This is a genomic window from Methylobacterium sp. UNC378MF (genome assembly GCF_900103195.1).
In the GTDB taxonomy this organism is placed as follows: domain Bacteria; phylum Pseudomonadota; class Alphaproteobacteria; order Rhizobiales; family Beijerinckiaceae; genus Methylobacterium.
In genome coordinates, this window is the sequence record NZ_FMWU01000005.1 from 227,754 (window position 1) to 242,223 (window position 14,470).

A 14,470-nucleotide genomic window follows, 5' to 3' on the forward strand; every position below is an offset into this window, starting at 1 on the left:
AACAGTCCGAACAGAAATCAGCGTGTGATCGGCGGGGGCGGAGCGGCGGGCTCGGGCTTGGCCTCGGTCACCGTCACGGGACCGCCCGCGACGATTGCCGCGTAGACCTCGATCCGGTCCCGCAGGTTCCGCGGGGTGTCGGGATCGGTCACGATCTGGTCGAACCAGCGCCCGGCCTCTTCGTAATCGCCCTTCTTCAGCGCGGCGAGGCCCAGCATCTCGCGGGCGGTGTGACGGAACGGCGTCCCGGCGGCCAGGCCCTGGAGGTTGGCCAGCGCCGGATCCGGGTTCGGCCCGTCGAGGCGCAGCAGCGCGGCGCGCAGGCGCGCGAGGTCGCGCAGGCCGTCACCGAGTCCGGTATCGTTGGCGAGCGTGTCGAACTCCGCGGCGCCCGCCACGGCGTCGCGCTTGCCGGTCTCGGCCGCCGCCCGGAACCGGGCGAGCAGCCGATAGCCGGCCGGGCCCTGCGCCTCCAGGGCGTCGAAGGCCTTGTCGGCCTCCGCGGCCTTGCCGTCCTTGGCGAGGCGGTTGGCGTCGTCGAACTGCACCGAGGCCAGTTCGGCCGCGGCGCGCTGCTGGGCCTGCCAGTAGCGCCAGCCCGCGACGCCCGCCACCACGAGCACGGCGAGCGCGATGATCACGCCGCTATAGCGCTTCCAGATCTGGAGGATCCGGTCGCGGCGGTAATCCTCGTCGACCTCGCGAAGGAACTCGTTGTTCTCGGCCATTCTATCCCGGCCCGCATGCTGTCAGCGGGCCACCTCGTAGCGCCATCGGGCCCCGCGCCTAACACACAGGCGCGGGGTTGGCGACAGGCAGTGGCTCAGGCGGCGTCTCAGGCGGCGCCCGGCCAGACCGGCACGCCGATCACCGGATAGTGCAGGTAGCGGGCGAAGACGAACCACGCGGCCGTCCCGATCACCAGCGCCAGGATGTCGTTGCGCCAGCCCTGCGGGGCCGCCACGGGGCCGCCGTGCTGGGCAGCGACGGCGCCGGGGGCAAGATCGCGGCGCTTGGCGCTGATCCGCGCCGCCACCGCCCAGGCGAGGAAGCCCCCGAACAGCAGGATCGAGCCGAGATCGCCGTTGGCCAGGAGATGCGCCGTCGCCCAGATCTTCACGGCGAGCAGCATCGGATGCTTGGTCTTGGCGCGGATGCGGCCCGGGAGGTAGGCGGCCGCGAGGCACACGAAGGCGGCCCAGACCAGCGTCAGCGCGAGGTGGCGGGTCCAGACCGGCGGATCCCAGACCGGGATGTAGCCGCTGAGTCGGTAATCGTGGAAGCCGATTCCGATCAGCACCAGCCCGAGAAGCGACAGGGCGGTGTAACCCAGCTTGAAGCGGCCCTCGCCGATCCGGCCGACGATCGCGGCGCGCCTCGTGCGGGCCATCGAGAAGGCGTGCGTGCCGAGGAACAGCACCAGCCCGAGGATCAGGAGAACCATGGAAGACTTTCAGTCGGGCCGCGCGCGACCAGTCCGCGGCAAGCACTCTGTAATGGTTCTCAAGCGAATCTCCGCCTGTTTGTCCAGGCGCGGCCGGGACGCAGCTGGATAGCGACGATGGGCTTGGCGTCCCGCCTCGGATCCGTGATCGGTCTGTCGGCCCTGATCCTCATGCCGCCTCCGGCGGCGGCCGTCTCCGAGCCGCCCCTCTCCGCTCTGACCCTCGTCGGTCCGCCCACTCTCGTCTTCAAGGCGGGCCGCGACGCCTGCGACGGGGCCGATGTCCCGGACGCGCCGGCGCGCGCCTTCCGGGACGTTTCCGGTGCGGTCGCGCTCTACGGCATGCATTACCGCAACCGGGCGCTGCGCGGTCCGGATCTCGGCCATCTCAAGCTCGACTGCACGGTGGTGCTCGATTCGGGTGAGAAGCCCGACCCGGCGTCCTATGACGACCGCTCCTGGATCACCGCCACCTGGACCGAGGACGGTGCCCGCGTGGCCGCGCTCCTCCACCACGAGTACCAGGCCAACGAGCATCCCGGTCGCTGCAAGGCGGGGACGTACATGGCCTGCTGGTACAACACGATTACGGCGGCGGCCTCGACGGATGGCGGGCGCAGCTTCACGCGGCAGAACCCACCCGTCGTGGTGGCCGGCGCCCCGTTCCGGCAGGAGGTCGATCAGGGCCATCACCGGGGCTTCTTCAACCCGTCGAACATCGTGGCAGTCGGGCGCTGGCGGTATTTCCTCGCCTCGACCACGGGCTGGACCCGGCCCGGCAGCGATCAGGAGGCGGGGCTCTGCCTGTTCCGCAGCGACGATCCCGCCGACCCGACCCGCTGGCGGGCCTGGACGGGCACCGGCTTCACGGCCGCTTTCCCGGATCCCTATCGCGCCGCCCGCCCCAATCCTGCGACCTGCCGACCTGTCGGACCGTTCCCAGGGCCGATCGGGGCCGTGGTCCGGCACCGCGGCTCGGGTGTCTGGATCGCCGTGTTCATGGCCAAGGCGGGCGAAGGCTTCGCCCAATCCGGATTCTACTGGACGACGTCCCGCGACCTGATCACCTGGGACAGCCCGCGGCTGCTCCTTGCGAGTGCAACCCTCTACGACGACCCGTGCACGGCGACGGCGCCGCTCATCGCCTATCCGTCGCTGCTCGATCCGGATGCGCAGGGTCGCAACTTCGACGATGTCGGGGATCGCGCCTTGCTGACCTACGCGAGTCTGCGCACGGAGGGCTGCACGATCACGTCCGACCGGGACCTGCTGCGCCGACCGGTGGCGATCCGCGTCTGGCCCTGATCTCGCTTGACCGCGGCGCGCCCACCGCGTCAGCCCAGGGCCAGGAGGTTCGCATGGATGCGCAAGCCGACACGCCGCTGTCTCGTGACGCCGCTGCGCTGCGCGGGCGGTTCGGTCCCATCGGTCCGCTCGCGGCCCGCAAGGTGCTCGACCACATCGACGATTACGGCCGCCGCTTCATCGCGCTCTCGCCGTTTCTCGTGGTGGCGAGCGCGGACGCGGCCGGCAACGTCGATGCCAGCCCACGGGGCGATGCGCCGGGCTTCGTCGCGGTCGTCGATTCCCGGACCCTGCTGATCCCGGACCGACGCGGCAACAACCGCATCGACACGTTTCTCAACCTGCTCGAGAAGCCCGGACTCGGGCTGATCTTCCTGGTGCCGGGGATCGACGAGACCTTCCGGGTGAACGGCACGGCGGCGATGACGCAGGACGCCGCGCTGCTCGAACCCCTGCGTGCCCAGGGCAAGGTGCCGGTCGCGGGCCTCGTGGTGCGGGTGCGGGAGGCGTTCTTCCATTGCGGCAAGGCGATGATCCGCTCCCGCCTCTGGGATCCGGCAGGCCAGGTCGCGCGGGACACCTTCCCGAGCCTCGGCCGCATCCTGTCCGACCAGACCGCGGCCGCCGACGTGGCGGAGGCCGAGGCCACGATCGCCGATGCCTACCGGACGCGGCTTTACTGAGCGGGCCGGCCGAGCGCCACCGTGTAGGACGGGGCGAGCGCGACGGAGCGCCCGGGGACACCGATCCGCTGGCAGAGCACGGTGCCGAGAGTCACGCTCAACATCAGCGCGGTGGCCGAGAGCAGGAATGTGGTCGCCCGAGCATAGGCGCGGCCGACATGGATCAGCAGGCAGCCGAACGCGAAGATCGCGACGGCCTGGAGCAGGTGCTGCACGGGCGACGTCCTCTCTGGCGGCGGACCCGCTGTCCGGGCCGGCCGGGATCGAGGGCCATCGTCTCCAAGCGGCGTGAAAACGCAGTTAACGTCGGGTATAGCTGTCCCGGACATGGACCGGTCGGAGTGAAGCCCGCATGGCGCAGTTGAGGGTTCCGGAGACAGAGATCCGCGCGGTCGGGGCGGGCCCCCATCCGTCTCGCGACGCCGCGATCCTCGGCTCGGGCGCTGTCGGCGCGGGGACAATCGGGGCGTCGGCCCTGGGCGCGCTGGCCCTCGGGGCCGCGGCCCTCGGCGTCGTGGCGGTGGGCGCCTTCGCGATCGGCCGCCTCTCGGTGGGCCGCGCTCGCGTCGGCTCCCTGGAGGTTGGCACGCTGGAGATCGACACGCTGACGGTGCGGTCGGTGCGGATGCCGGACCGCGACCGCGGTTGAGCCCCGCTGCCGGCCGCCGGTGACGAGAGAAACGCGAGGAGGGGAGCGATGACCGATCGGAAACCGCCCTTTCGGCCGGCCGACGCGGTCGATATCCTCGGCGAGGTCGAGGGCGATTTCGTCCTGCCGCTCTGCCTGCCGGGATCCAACCTGCTGATCGGCGAGGATCTCGCCATGCTGGTCCTCGATACGATCCACGGGCAGCGGATCGGCCTGCCGCTCAGCCCGCAGGGCGCGGCCGATCTCCACGCCGTCCTGGGCGAGGCCCTGCGGCTGCTGCAGGCGCGGGACCGCGGCCCGGTCCAGTGAACGCCCGATCGCGAAGCGGGCGCCGCGAAAGGCTTCGTTGAGGCGAGGGGCGTAAGCAGGTTCGCGGACCCTCCCCGTGGCGGCCGATGCGCGCTCCGTTGCTTCTCCTGCTGCTGACCTGCGCGGCCCCCGCCCAGGCCCGGCCCGCCACCTTCCTGGCAGTGCACGCGCTGGGCATGGCGTCCCTGCCGCCGGTCCCGCCGGTTTCCGCGCCGGCGCCACCCGCCGCCGACGCGCGGGCCCGCTTCCTGCCGCTCATCGCCCGCGAGATTGCCGGTACCGGCCTGCCGCTCGCGGTCGCCGATGCCGTCGCGCGGATCGAGAGCGGCTACGATCCCACCGTGGTCGGCAGCGTCGGCGAGGTCGGGCTGATGCAGGTCCGGCCGACCACCGCGGCGATGCTCGGCTTCCGCGGCACCCTCGCGGAACTGGCGGCGCCGGAGATGAACGTCCGCTACGGCGTGCGCTACCTGGCCGAAGCCTGGCGCCGGGCCGACGGCGACCTCTGTCGCGCCCTGATGAAGTACCGGGCCGGACATGGGGCGGAGGTGATGTCACCGCTGTCGCAGCTCTACTGCGCCCGCGCCCAGGCGGTCCTGGCCGATCCCGAAGGACGCCTTGTTCGGGTCAGCGCCCGCCCGGCCTCCCTGCTCCGCCTCGTCGACAGGCCCACGGGACCCGTCCACCGGGAGCGCGTGGCCGCTGCCCCGGCCGCGCCGCGCTCGTTCTGGGAGGTTCACCGGGCGCGGATCGCCCGGCTCAACGCCGCCGTGATGGCGCGCTGGCGGGCCCGCGGCGTGACGGCCGGCCCCGTGGGTTCTCCCTCCGGCGACCCGGCGGGCGGGTAACGCCGGTCAGTCCCCAATCTCGGTGTCGGCCCCGTCCGATCGCGGTCCCCGGGCGACCTCGCGCATCGCGGCATCCGGCAACGGCCGCTGCAGCCGGAGCGCCTCCGCGGTAGGCGCCTCGAGCCAGGTCGCCCATTCGTCCGGATTCGTGAGCAGCACCGGCATGGCCTTGGGATGGACCGGCCCGACGACCCCGTTCGCGTCGGTGGTCAGGAAGGCGAACAATCGGTGTTCCTCGGAAATCCGGTCGGGATTCTCGCGCTTCGTCCCGCGCACGCCGGTCCAGGACCGCCAGATCCCCGCGAAGGCGAAGAGCGGCCGATCCTCATCGAGGGCGAACCAGACCGGCGTCTTGCGCGGCTTGGTATCCGCATACTCGCTGAAGGCCGTGACCGGCACGAGGCAGCGATGGGCGATGCCGAGCCAGGGCCGCCAATGCGGGCTCGCGACGTTGCGCACGTTGGTGATCGGATGCGCGCCGAACGCCTTCGGACCCGGGATGCCCCAGCGCATCATCGCCAGGTCCCGCCCGGCCTCGCCGTTCAGGACCACCGGCGCCATCTGATCGGGAAAGATAGCCGGCAACGGCGGCAGGTTTCCGGTATGGTCCTGCGCGATCCCGAAGGCTTGGCGCAGTGCCGCGGGACCGGTCCGCAGGCTGTAGAGATTGCACATGGACGTCCCGGACGGTTCGTAAGTACGGAGCCGGCTCTACACGCTTCCGGGACGCCGCGCCCAGCAGGTCCGACGGCATGCGCCCCAGCCGATCGTGGCCGGGGCGCGCGGCGTCTCAATTCAGGTGGAACACCACCTTCACGCAGCCGTCCTTCTTGTCGCGGAAGGCCTTGTAGAGGTCCGGCCCGTCCGCGAGGTTCTGCGAACGGTGGGTGATCAGGGAGGTCATGTCGATCTTGCCCTCCTGAATCAGCTTGGTCAGCGGCTCGAGATAGCGCTTCACATGGGTCTGGCCGCTCTTGAGGGTCAGGCCCTTCTGGACGATCGAGCCCATATTGACCGGGATCGGACCGCCATAGACGCCGGGCACCGAAACGATACCGCAGGGCCGGACCGCCTTGATGGCTTCGGCCAGCGCGTAAGGGCGCTCGGTGGCGGTCAGCTTCTCCTGGACGGTGGAGAGCATGCCGGTGAGACCGCCATGGCCGGCGCTCGCCTCCATGCCGACGCAGTCGATCACGCCGTCGGCACCCTGACCCTTGGTGATCTCCTTGATCCGCTCGAACACGTCCTCGTTCATGAAGTCGATGACGTCGGTGGCGCCGGCCTTCTTGGCGAGGGCGACACGCTCGGGCACCGTCTCGATGGCGATGATCCGTTCAGCCCCCATGATCTTCGCTGACTGGATGGCGAAGATGCCGACCGGGCCGGCACCCCAGATTGCGATGGTCTCGCCGCCCTGGATCTCGCAATGCTCCGCGCCCTGCCAGCCGGTGGGCAGGATGTCGGTGAGGAACAGGACGGATTCGTCGTCCATGCCGTCCGGCACCTTCATGGGCGCGACGTCCGCCATCGGCACGCGCACATATTCGGCTTGGCCGCCGGCATAGCCGCCGGTCAGGTGCGAGTAGCCGAACAGGCCCGCTGTCGGGTAGCCGAATTGCGCCGCTGCCATCTCGGCGTTGCGATTCGACCGCTCGCAGACCGAGAAATTGCCGAGCTTGCACTGCCGGCATTCCCCGCAATTGATGTTGAAGGGCACGATGATCCGGTCGCCCTTCTTGAACTTGGTGAAGCCCTGCCCGACCTCCACCACCTCGCCCATGAATTCGTGGCCGAGGACGTCGCCGCTCTTCATGGTCGGCATCAGCCCGTCCATGAGGTGCAGGTCCGAGCCGCAGATCGCGCAGCTCGTCACCTTGATGATGACGTCGCGGGAATCCTCGATGACCGGGTCCGGGACCGTGTCGCAGCGGATGTCGTTGCGGCCATGCCAGCACAGTGCCTTCATCGCAGGATCTCCAGGAGCTTTTGGGATTGCGGCCGCCTCGGCCGTTCTCCCGTAAAGCTCCCGCCGGTACGGCCAAGTTCCAGGGCCGATTGCGGCCTGTTGGCTGTCGGGCGGGGCAGCCCGAGCGTGGTCCGCTCACCCCCGGGCTCAGAGGTTTACAATTGTTTCACGTGAAACAGCTCCGTTCACCGTCGCTTTACGACTCGCGCCGTTGCGCCGATTCCGTTCAGGCGGTGCCGTCGATGCCAATGCGCAGCTCCTCCGGCCCCCGGAGCGACGCGCCCGGACGGTAAGGCGGCGGATCGACCGCGAGGCGCGGGGCGACGAGGCGGCGGCTCAGCGCCACCAGGGCGATCTCGGCCTCGATCCGCGCCAGGGGGGCGCCGACGCAGTAATGCAAGCCTCCGCCGAAGCCGAAATGCTCGATGTCGCCCCGGTCGGGATCGAAGCGGTCCGGCGCCTGGAAGCGGGATGGATCGCGGTTCGCGGCGGCGAAGAGCAGGATCACCGGCGCGCCCTTGGGAATCGTCTCGCCGGCCACGGTGATTGTGCCGAGCGCCTTCCGGGTCCGAAAATGCACCGGCGGCTCATAGCGCAAGACCTCCTCGATCAGCCGCGGCGCGCGCTCCGGATCGGCCCGGAGCCGCTCCAGCTCCTCGGGGTGCCGGAGCAGCGTCAGCATGGCGTTGGTGATGAGGTTCACGGTGGTCTCGTGACCCGCCACCAGCAGCAAAACCGCCGTGGACAGGAGGTCGAAGTCGCTCATCTGCTTCCGGCCGCCCGGACCGGGGGCGGCCAGACCGCTCAGCATGTCGTCGGTGGGCCGCCGACGCTTCTCGCGGATGAGATCGCCCATATAGGCGGCGATCTCGTCGAAGGCGCCGACGATCTGGCGGCGGGTCGCATCATCGTGGCGTGCGTCCGGCTCCACTGCGGTGGCGAGCTGCGTCGCCCAGGCCTGAAATCGCGGCTCGTCCGCGCGCGGCACGCCGAGCAATTCGCAGATCACCGTCACCGGCAGGGGATAGGAGAGATCACTGACGAGGCAGACCTCCCCGCGTCCCCGGCACGCGTCGATCAGGGCGTCGACCTCCTGGGCGATCCGCGGCCGCAGCGCCTGCACCCGTGCGATGGAGAATTCCCGCATGACCAAACTGCGGAGCCGGTCGTGGTCCGGCGGATCGCGGAAGATGAACGGCCGGTGCGTCGCGCTGATGCGGTTCTTGATCGGGTTGAGGATCAGGTCCTTGAGCGGGTTGCCGGTGCGTGGGCGCCGGGGCGGCGGCAGGTCCTCGGAGCTGAGCCGCGGATCGAACAGCAGGCTGCGGATCGCCGCGTGCGTAGAGACGACGTAGCTGCCGTCGCGCTGGCGGGAGACCGGTCGCTCCCGCAGCCGGGCATAGAGCGGGTAGGGATCGGCCCGGTTGGCCGGATCCATCACGGCTGCGAACAGCGCATCGTCAGACATGGACGGTCTCGGCGGCGGGGTGTGCCGGGGCGGTGCGCAGCGACGGGAAGCCCGGGGCGGACGTCTCGATGCGGGGCCGGTCGGTGGCGTCGTTGATCGGCGGGAACGGGGCGCCGGCTGTGATTGCCTCCGCGTAGGCGGGCAGCCAGCGCGCCTGATCGAACGAGACGGCCGCGATGCTGCGCCCGGCCCGTCCATAGACGGCAAGGAAGCGTCGGGAGGCCCGCGAACCCTGCACGACCGCGACGGAATCGGCTCCCTCGGGGAGCCCGACCAGCTTGATGTTGACCCCGAACTGGCTCGACCAGAAGGCTGGCAGATGCGTGTAGGGGCGCTGGTCACCGGGACCGGCCAGCAGGTTGCGCGCGGCATGGGCCGCCTGCTCGATGGCGTTACCCCAATGCTCCACCGCGATCAGACGATGGCCATAGAGCGCGATCGGCCACCGGGCGACATCGCCGGCGGCGTAGATGTCCGGGCAGGGCGTCCCGTCGGCGGCGAGGACCCGGCAGGCCGCGTCGCAGGTCACCCCACCGGCATCCGCCCTCAGGCCCGCGCCCCGCAGCCAGCCCGTCGCCCGGGTCGCTCCCAGGGCGGCGATGACGAGATTGGTCTCGATGGTGCTGCCGTCCGCCAGCCGCGCCCGGGCCACATGCCCCGCCGCATCGCCCTCGAAGGCGCGCACCATCGTGCCGGGGCGGAACATGGCGCCGGAATCGCGCAGGCACCCGGCGATCACCCCGCCGACGAAGCCTCCCAGACCTCGGGCCAGGGGCGCCGGATTCGGATCGACCAGGGTCACGGGCAGGCCGAGATCGCGCAGGCAGGACGCCGCCTCGCAGCCGATCAGGCCACCGCCCACGATGAGCACCTGGCGCGGCCGCGCGACCAGGGCTTCCCGCAAGGCGGCCGCGTCGTCGCGTCCGCGCAGGGTGAAGATGCCGGCGAGACCGCCGCCGGTCTCGGCCGGCCAGGGCCGGGCCTCGGCGCCGGTGGTGATGAGCAGGGCCTCGTAGGCCAGGACGGACCCGTCGCCGAGCCGGAGCGTGCGGGAAGCCCGGTCGAGGGAAACGGCGGGGCTCCCGAGGCGCCAGCGTGCGCGGAGGTCGGTCAGTTCCGGCAGGCGGGTCGCGTCGGCGGCAAGTTCCCCGGCGAGCACGTGCTTCGACAGGGGGGGGCGGTCATAGGGGCGGTAGGGCTCGGCGCCAACCAGGGTGAGCGGACCGTCATAGCCGCCCCGCCGCAGTGCCTCGGCGCCGCGCAAGCCGGCGAGGGAGGCCCCGACCACGACGATGCCGGCGGGTTCGGGGGTCACGGAGCGTCTCCGTCATCGGGGCCGGCCTGAAGGCTGATGGCGCGGACCGGGCAGGCCTGCAGGGCTCGCTCGATGGCGCCGCGCCGTTCGGCCGGCGGCGCGGGATCGTAGAACAGGATCTCGTGGCCGCGGATGGCGAAGGCGTCCGGCGCGGCGTAGCAACACTGGGCGTAGCCCTGGCAGCGGTTAAGATCCACGACGACCCGGAGCACCCCGGCGCCGGAAGCCGGCTTCATGCCGACCTCGCCAGCGCGCGCGCGACGCCGGCCTCGGCATCGGATCGCGCGAGATCGTCCAGAGCCGTCAGGATGGAGGCCATGGCGTCGCGCGCCGCGAAGGCATCCCGCAATGCCCCGGCACGCGTCCGGAAGCCGGGCTCATCGAGCACGCGCGCCACCGCGGTGCCGACGGCCTCCGGGCTCGGGGCGTTGGTCCCGAGGTTGATCCCGACACCGGACCAGCCGATGCGCGCGTTCACCTCCGCCTTGTCCTCGGTCAGCCCGGCCGAGACGATCGGAACACCGGCGGCGAGCGCCTGCGAGACGCTCCCGTAGCCGCCATTGGTCACGAGCACGCTTACGCGCGGCAGCAACTCCCGGAACGGCAGGAAGCACGACACGCGGGTATTGGCCGGAACCGGAACCGTCAGCGCATCCACCGGGCGCCCGCCGGTGGTGGCCAGAACCAGCAGATCGTCCCGGTCGGCCAGGGCGGTCAGAGTCGGCTCGACGAGCTCGCCGAAATCCGCGTTGGCCAGCGTCCCCTGGGTCACGAGCACGACGGGCCGGCCCGCCGCGTTCGCCCGCTCCAGATCGGGCCACCAGTCCGGCAGCGGCGCGGGTGGCGTCGGCGGCTGGAGAAGGCCGATGAAGCGCAGGCCCGGCGGCAGGGTGCCGTAATCGTACTCGAAGCCTGGCACGGTCGGCTGCAGGAACAGGTCCGGCAGGATCACGATGGAATGCGGGAGGGAGGCCGGCAGAGGCGGCCGGCCGAGTTCTGCGAGCTTCGCGTCCGTATAGGCCCGCACCGGATTGACGAAGGCCGCGTCCATGCCGGCCTTGAGGGCGGCATAGCGAACCAGATCCTCCCGGTCGCGGGCCGGAGGCAGGCCGAGGCCCACGGGCGCGTGGTCGGGACGGTCGAGGAACAGGAAGCTGACATTGACGGTCACGATGGGTGGCCGCGGCGCGGTGTCGAGGAGCAGCGGCAGAACCCCGAGGAACATGCTGCCGGCCAGGATCACGTCGGGCGCCTCGGCGGCGATCAGCGCCCGCAAGGTGGCGGCCTGGATCGCCATCGGATCCACGAACCGGCGCTCGAATTCGCGGCGGTAGCGCTCCGGCCCGGCCGGCAGCTCGGTCTCGCGGTACTCGGCCGAATGATTGTCTGCGTAGGGCGTGAAGCGCAGGCCCGCCGCCTCGACCTTCGACCGGAAGGCCGGGTCGGTGAGCACGAGGACGTCGTCCGCTCGGGCGGCCGCCGCCCGCCCGATGGCGAGGAGCGGGTTCACGTGGCCGGTGAGCGGCGTCGCGGCGATCAGGATCTTCATCACGGCCTCCTTGCGCGCAGCCGGTCGCGCCGGCGGCGTCCCTGGTCAGCAACCCGGCGGCGTCATGCGCAGGTGCCCCGGGGCTCCGGCACGCCGGACTCAGAGGGAGAATCGCGGCCTGTCCGGCACAGTTACACAACCGAAGGATGCTTCGTGCGGCACCGCACCATGGCATCCGGTTGCGGTACGGTGCAATATCGGAATGTCGTATGCTGCAGGTGTCGCGCGTCGGGTGCCGGTGGCCATCACGCGTTGCGACTGCTGTCAGTCGACCACGACAACCCGGTTCGGCAACTCGTCGGGGTCGCCCGGACCCGCGGGAAGATGCTCCGCCAGGCAGGCCCCGACACGCTCGACCGCCGCCGTCAGGCCGGCCTCGACGGCGCCGCGGCCGAGGGCCGGCACCAGCTCGGCGAGGATTCCGTCCCAGGCGGTCGGCGGGATCTCCCGCAGGACGCCGAGATCGGTGACGATCTCCGCGTGCCGTTCGGCGAGCGACAGGTAGAGCAGGACACCGGTGCGGTTGCGCGTCAGGCTCAGGCCCCGGGACCAGAAGGCTCGGCGGGCGGCCTCCCGGGCGCGAGCGCTGCGCAGGCTGCGCGGCACCAGGGCCATGCGCAGCCGCTCGTTCTGGCTCGCCACGAGGATCGCGGCCACCAGCCCCGCCTGGGCGAGCAGGATCGACGCGGCGCTCCAGGCGGTCAGGACGATCAGCGGCCAGGGCAGGATCAGCGCCGCCGCCAGGGTGGCGAGCAGGACCACCGAGCGATAGGCGCCGGCACGCCGGCTCACCATCACGACGATCTCGCCGGATGTTCCGGCTTCTGCCCGTGCCACCGCGCGGGCGAGCCGGTCCCGCGCCTCCGGAGTCAGCACATCCGCACGTCTACCAGTCACCGGAGGCTCCTCCGCCGCCCGACGAGCCGCCGCCGCCGGAAAACCCACCGTCGAAGCCGCCCGACGACCCGCCATCCGAGAAGCCGCCGCCCCATCCGCCCGAGCCGGGGCCCGGCAGGAGCACGATACCGCCGCCACGCCCGGCCCTTCCGCCCCGGCTCATGCGCCAGGCGACGAAGAGCACGATCACGAACAGTGCGATGAAGACCGCCACCTGGGCGGGATCGACCTCGTCGGTCCGCACCTGGGGCTTGCGCTGCCATTCCTCCGCGTCGCCGGCCAGGATCGACAGGATTCCGTCGATGCCGGCGTTGAGGCCGCCGAAATAGTCGCCGGTCTTGAAGCGCGGGGTGATGGCGCTGGCGATGATCACCTTGGACAGGGCGTCGGTGAGGGCGCCCTCGAGGCCGTAGCCGACCTCGATCCGGACCTTCCGCTCGCTCGGCGCCACCAGCAACAGGACGCCGTTGTTGGTCTTGGCCTGTCCCAGCTTCCAATCGCGGAACAGGCGGTTGGCATAGTCTTCGATGGTCGTGCCCTGCAGGTTCGGCACCGTGGCAACGACCACCTGATCCGAGGTCTTGTCCTCGTGCGCCTTCAGCTTGGCTTCGAGCGTGCCGCGCTGCTCCGGCGTGAGGACGCCGGCAGCGTCGACCACGCGGTCGGTCAGCGCCGGGAAGGTCAGCTCGGCCGCCAGCGCCCCGAACGCGTAGACCGTCAGGCAGGTGACGAGGACGGCGAGCGACAGGGCAAGCCGCGCCCGGACGGGCATGGCCCGGCCCGTGGCCCGCCCCGAACTCAGCCCCATCGGTTGCACCCTAGAACTTCACGTTCGGCGGCCGGTCGGCATTCGGCGTCGCCGTGAAGGTCTCCATCGGCTTGGCGTCCGGATACAGGATCGCCGCGATCCACCGCCCTGGAATGGTGCGCACCTCGGTGTTGTAGGCCTGGACGGCCGTGATGTAGTCGCGCCGCGCCACCGCGATGCGGTTCTCGGTGCCCTCCAGCTGGGATTGCAGGGCGAGGAAGTTCTGGTTCGACTTGAGGTCGGGGTACTTCTCCACCGTCACCAGCAGCCGACCGAGCGCCCCCGAGAGCTGGTTCTGGGCGTCCTGATATTCCTTGAACTTCTGCGGGTCGCTCACCGTCGAGGCATCGACCTTAACGCTCGACGCCTTGGCGCGCGCCTCGGTGACGCCGATCAGCACGTCCTTCTCCTGCTGGGCGTAGCCCTTCACGGTCTCGACGAGGTTGGGGATCAGGTCGGCCCGGCGCTGGTACTGGTTCTGCACCTCGCTCCATGAGGATTTGGCCTGCTCCTGCAGCGTCGGCACCCGGTTCACCGCCCCGCAGCCGGAGAGACCCGCGGCCACCAGGATCACCGAGAGCACGCCGAGGAGGCGCACCGCGGGCGATGTGCGGCGCACCGCGCCAGCCGTCAGCGTCGTTCCCATATCGTCCCCCATCTGCCGGCCGAGACTCGGCCGCTTGATCACGAACACGAGAGATAAGGGCCGGAACCGCCAAGGTAAGGCCCCGTGTCCGCGGCCTTGAAGGTTTGTGGCGCCGCCCGGTATGGGCGTCGGCAACGGACTGGGCCGGAGCACGTTCGGACCAACGAGCGGACCCATCGGCGCGGCGTCGCGGAGACCGGAAATGGATGCAGCACTCGCCGATCACGTCCGGGCCGCCAGCGCCGCCGCACGCCGTCACGCCCTGGCGTACCGGGCGCCGTCCGGCAAGGACGCGCTGCCCTGGTCGATCATCGAGACGTTCGACGTCCGGGTCCGGGGCCACCTCGCCCGCGATCCGCGGATCGAGGATGAGCGCGACCGCGTCCTGATCGCCGCCGTGAAGCTCGCCGAGACGCCGGCCGAGGAGGGGGACGCGAGCATCGCCGAGGCGCGCGCCCATCTGGTCGACGCGATCGACTACCTGGAGCAGGCGGTGCTGCGCTTCGGCCTCGTCAACCGGGAGGGGGCCAAGGCCGGTCTCGGCACCTACGGCCAGCCGGTCGGATCCCGCGACTGACGGCGC

18 protein-coding genes are annotated in these 14,470 nt (G+C 71.1%); 6 read left to right on the forward strand and 12 right to left on the reverse strand.

What is annotated here, in order from left to right:
- Positions 1-17 precede the first annotated feature (17 nt).
- Together BLT59_RS07405 and BLT59_RS07410 are read right to left on the reverse strand one after the other, a co-directional pair.
- Positions 18-728: a tetratricopeptide repeat protein gene (locus tag BLT59_RS07405; RefSeq protein WP_091778004.1), complete on the reverse strand. Its 711-nt coding sequence runs from the start codon at positions 726-728 to the stop codon at positions 18-20.
- Positions 729-835: 107 nt separating this feature from the next.
- Positions 836-1,444 carry an NnrU family protein gene (locus BLT59_RS07410; protein WP_091778006.1) on the reverse strand — a complete coding sequence of 203 codons (609 nt, stop codon included), beginning with the start codon at positions 1,442-1,444 and terminating at the stop codon, positions 836-838.
- A 117-nt stretch (positions 1,445-1,561) separates the two neighbouring features.
- Here BLT59_RS07410 and BLT59_RS07415 point away from each other — a divergent pair, with 117 nt between their 5' ends.
- A complete protein-coding gene (locus BLT59_RS07415) occupies positions 1,562-2,749 on the forward strand; it encodes a hypothetical protein (protein WP_244513892.1) in 1,188 nt (395 codons plus the stop codon).
- Positions 2,750-2,802: 53 nt separating this feature from the next.
- Positions 2,803-3,432, forward strand: coding sequence for an MSMEG_1061 family FMN-dependent PPOX-type flavoprotein (locus tag BLT59_RS07420; protein ID WP_091778008.1), 630 nt, complete (start codon positions 2,803-2,805; stop codon positions 3,430-3,432).
- Here the strand turns inward: BLT59_RS07420 and BLT59_RS07425 are convergent.
- A complete protein-coding gene (locus tag BLT59_RS07425; protein WP_091778010.1) occupies positions 3,426-3,647 on the reverse strand; it encodes a hypothetical protein in 222 nt (73 codons plus the stop codon). The genes BLT59_RS07420 and BLT59_RS07425 overlap by 7 nt on opposite strands.
- Positions 3,648-3,784: 137 nt before the next feature.
- On the opposite strand from BLT59_RS07425, the gene BLT59_RS07430 reads away from it, so the two are divergent.
- The 3 genes from BLT59_RS07430 (at position 3,785) to BLT59_RS07440 (ending at position 5,238) form a co-directional block, all read left to right on the forward strand.
- Entirely contained in the window at positions 3,785-4,081 is a 297-nt protein-coding gene (locus tag BLT59_RS07430) for a hypothetical protein (RefSeq protein ID WP_175543958.1), read from the forward strand.
- A gap of 48 nt (positions 4,082-4,129) precedes the next feature.
- The gene (locus tag BLT59_RS07435) at positions 4,130-4,390 is read left to right on the forward strand and encodes a hypothetical protein (RefSeq protein ID WP_091778012.1); all 261 of its coding nucleotides are present in this window, start codon (positions 4,130-4,132) and stop codon (positions 4,388-4,390) included.
- A gap of 86 nt (positions 4,391-4,476) precedes the next feature.
- A complete protein-coding gene (locus tag BLT59_RS07440; RefSeq protein WP_091778014.1) occupies positions 4,477-5,238 on the forward strand; it encodes a lytic transglycosylase domain-containing protein in 762 nt (253 codons plus the stop codon).
- A 6-nt stretch (positions 5,239-5,244) separates the two neighbouring features.
- Here the strand turns inward: BLT59_RS07440 and BLT59_RS07445 are convergent, their stop codons facing one another.
- The 9 genes from BLT59_RS07445 to BLT59_RS07485 all read right to left on the reverse strand — a co-directional run bounded on the left by BLT59_RS07445 (position 5,245) and on the right by BLT59_RS07485 (position 13,887).
- Positions 5,245-5,913 carry an SOS response-associated peptidase gene (locus tag BLT59_RS07445; protein ID WP_091778016.1) on the reverse strand — a complete coding sequence of 223 codons (669 nt, stop codon included), beginning with the start codon at positions 5,911-5,913 and terminating at the stop codon, positions 5,245-5,247.
- 115 nt (positions 5,914-6,028) lie between these two features.
- Complete coding sequence (locus BLT59_RS07450) at positions 6,029-7,204, reverse strand: zinc-dependent alcohol dehydrogenase (RefSeq protein ID WP_091778018.1); 1,176 nt, start codon at positions 7,202-7,204, stop codon at positions 6,029-6,031.
- A gap of 226 nt (positions 7,205-7,430) precedes the next feature.
- Positions 7,431-8,672, reverse strand: a complete 1,242-nt coding sequence (locus tag BLT59_RS07455; RefSeq protein WP_091778020.1) for a cytochrome P450 — start codon at positions 8,670-8,672, stop codon at positions 7,431-7,433.
- Positions 8,665-9,987, reverse strand: a complete 1,323-nt coding sequence (locus BLT59_RS07460; protein WP_091778022.1) for an NAD(P)/FAD-dependent oxidoreductase — start codon at positions 9,985-9,987, stop codon at positions 8,665-8,667. Before BLT59_RS07460 ends, BLT59_RS07455 begins: the two co-directional genes overlap by 8 nt.
- Positions 9,984-10,223 (reverse strand): ferredoxin, encoded by a 240-nt coding sequence (locus tag BLT59_RS07465; protein ID WP_091778024.1) that lies wholly within the window; start codon positions 10,221-10,223, stop codon positions 9,984-9,986. Before BLT59_RS07465 ends, BLT59_RS07460 begins: the two co-directional genes overlap by 4 nt.
- A complete protein-coding gene (locus tag BLT59_RS07470; RefSeq protein WP_091778026.1) occupies positions 10,220-11,536 on the reverse strand; it encodes a nucleotide disphospho-sugar-binding domain-containing protein in 1,317 nt (438 codons plus the stop codon). The genes BLT59_RS07465 and BLT59_RS07470 overlap by 4 nt, the downstream gene beginning before the upstream one ends.
- Before the next feature lie 264 nt (positions 11,537-11,800).
- Positions 11,801-12,433: a TPM domain-containing protein gene (locus BLT59_RS07475; RefSeq protein ID WP_091778028.1), complete on the reverse strand. Its 633-nt coding sequence runs from the start codon at positions 12,431-12,433 to the stop codon at positions 11,801-11,803.
- Positions 12,423-13,241: a TPM domain-containing protein gene (locus BLT59_RS07480; RefSeq protein ID WP_091778030.1), complete on the reverse strand. Its 819-nt coding sequence runs from the start codon at positions 13,239-13,241 to the stop codon at positions 12,423-12,425. Before BLT59_RS07480 ends, BLT59_RS07475 begins: the two co-directional genes overlap by 11 nt.
- A 10-nt stretch (positions 13,242-13,251) precedes the next feature.
- The gene (locus BLT59_RS07485) at positions 13,252-13,887 is read right to left on the reverse strand and encodes a LemA family protein (RefSeq protein WP_091778032.1); all 636 of its coding nucleotides are present in this window, start codon (positions 13,885-13,887) and stop codon (positions 13,252-13,254) included.
- Positions 13,888-14,089: 202 nt separating this feature from the next.
- Between BLT59_RS07485 and BLT59_RS07490 the strand changes: the two genes are divergently transcribed.
- Positions 14,090-14,464: a hypothetical protein gene (locus tag BLT59_RS07490; RefSeq protein ID WP_091778034.1), complete on the forward strand. Its 375-nt coding sequence runs from the start codon at positions 14,090-14,092 to the stop codon at positions 14,462-14,464.
- The last annotated feature ends 6 nt before the right edge of the window (positions 14,465-14,470 follow it).